This is a genomic window from Mesorhizobium sp. M2A.F.Ca.ET.067.02.1.1 (assembly GCF_004023285.1).
Taxonomy (GTDB): Bacteria; Pseudomonadota; Alphaproteobacteria; order Rhizobiales; family Rhizobiaceae; genus Mesorhizobium.
Genome location: NZ_RZSB01001090.1, coordinates 1 through 1,396, shown reverse-complemented (window position 1 = coordinate 1,396; position 1,396 = coordinate 1). Strand labels below are relative to the sequence as shown.

Annotated in this window: 2 protein-coding genes; one reads left to right on the top strand and one right to left on the bottom strand. The window is 63.5% G+C overall.

The genetic code is table 11. The annotated features are described in order from the left end of the window. The coding region (locus tag EOA28_RS35700; RefSeq protein WP_189342380.1) for a CoA-binding protein at window positions 1–684 on the bottom strand (684 nt) is incomplete at its 3' end. Between the two features lie 141 nt (window positions 685–825). On the opposite strand from EOA28_RS35700, the gene EOA28_RS35695 reads away from it, so the two are divergent. Then, entirely contained in the window at window positions 826–1,212 is a 387-nt protein-coding gene (locus EOA28_RS35695; RefSeq protein WP_127250443.1) for a DUF302 domain-containing protein, read from the top strand. The last annotated feature ends 184 nt before the right edge of the window (window positions 1,213–1,396 follow it).

The following is a 1,396-nucleotide window of genomic DNA, read 5'->3' as shown; positions in this document are numbered from 1 at the left end:
GATCGACTGGGCGGCCGACATGAACTTGCGCGGATTGGGTATGGTTTCGAGATACATCACGATGGCGCGCGTGTGGAAATCGCCCGCCAGCATGTCGAGGCAGTCGCCGACATCGACGTCCGCCATGTCGCCGAGGGAGATGATCCGGGAAAAGCCGACATTGTTCTCGGCCGCCCAGTCGATCAGCGACGTGGCGATGGCGCCGGACTGCGAGATCAGCGCAATGTTCCCGGGCCGCGCAGCCATATGGGCGAAACCGGCGTTGAGCTTCGCCGGGGGAACCATCAGCCCGACAGTGTTCGGGCCAATGATGCGCATGAGCGAGGGCTTGGCCGCATCGAGCATCGCCTGGCGCAGACCATTGGCGTGATTGAGCCCCGCGGTGATGACGACGGCGGCTCGCGTCCCCTTCTCGCCCAGTTCCCGCACGATGTCGGGCACAGTCTCGGGAGGGGTCACGATCACGGCCAGATCGGGAACCCCCGGCAGATCGGCGACCCTGCCGTAGCAGCGGTGGCCGACCACCTGCGCATGTTTGGGATTGACCGGCCAGATCTCCCCCTCGAAGCCGCCGCCGACGATGTTGTCGAAGACAACGCGGCCGACCGAGCCAACGCGCTCGGTCGCGCCGACGACAACGACGGATTTCGGTGAGACCGCGTATTCAAGATTTCGGATTGTCATCCTGGAGAACTCCTTGCCGCCACATTCACCGAAGGCGGCTGGCATTCATTGCGCTGGATCAAAGCGCCATCCGACCCCGGCGGCTAGCTACTGCCCTCAAGCTGTCGCTGCTGGCGAAGATCGCCATGGAAGGAGGATCCGATGAGCTATTACTTCAGCAAGAGCCTCGACATGCCGTTCGCGGCGGCGATCGAACACGTCACCAGAAAGCTTGCCGGCAAGGGCTTCGGCATCCTGACGAGGATCGATGTCCAGCACACGATGAAGGTCAAGCTGGGCGTCGACTTCAAGCCATACATGATCCTCGGCGCCTGCAATCCGCATTTCGCATGGCGCGCGCTGCAGGCCGAGGACAAGATCGGCGCGATGCTGCCCTGCAACGTGATCGTGACCGAGACCGCCCCCGGCAAGACCGAGGTGGCGGCGGTCGATCCGATGGTGGCGATGGGAGCGATCGACAACCCGCAACTTGCCGCGACGGCAAAGGATGTCCGGCTTTTGCTGCGGGAAATGATCGACGAGCTTTGACGGCCGTCATGAACGAATCCGTGCTGCGGCGCGCGCTGCTGATCATCGCCGTTCTCGGCCTGACGCTCGGACTGGGCGTCTGGCGAAACGGTATCGACATCGCCTCGCCCGATACGATCTGGACAGCGGCAACGCTGCCCGTCGTGGCGGCGCTTGCCATCTCGATCTTGCGGGATTTCTGGAT

Bases quoted from the DNA above. Each gene is read 5' to 3' on its own strand.
- EOA28_RS35695 (WP_127250443.1), top strand. From the start codon at position 826: ATGAGCTATTACTTCAGCAAGAGCCTCGACATGCCGTTCGCGGCGGCG.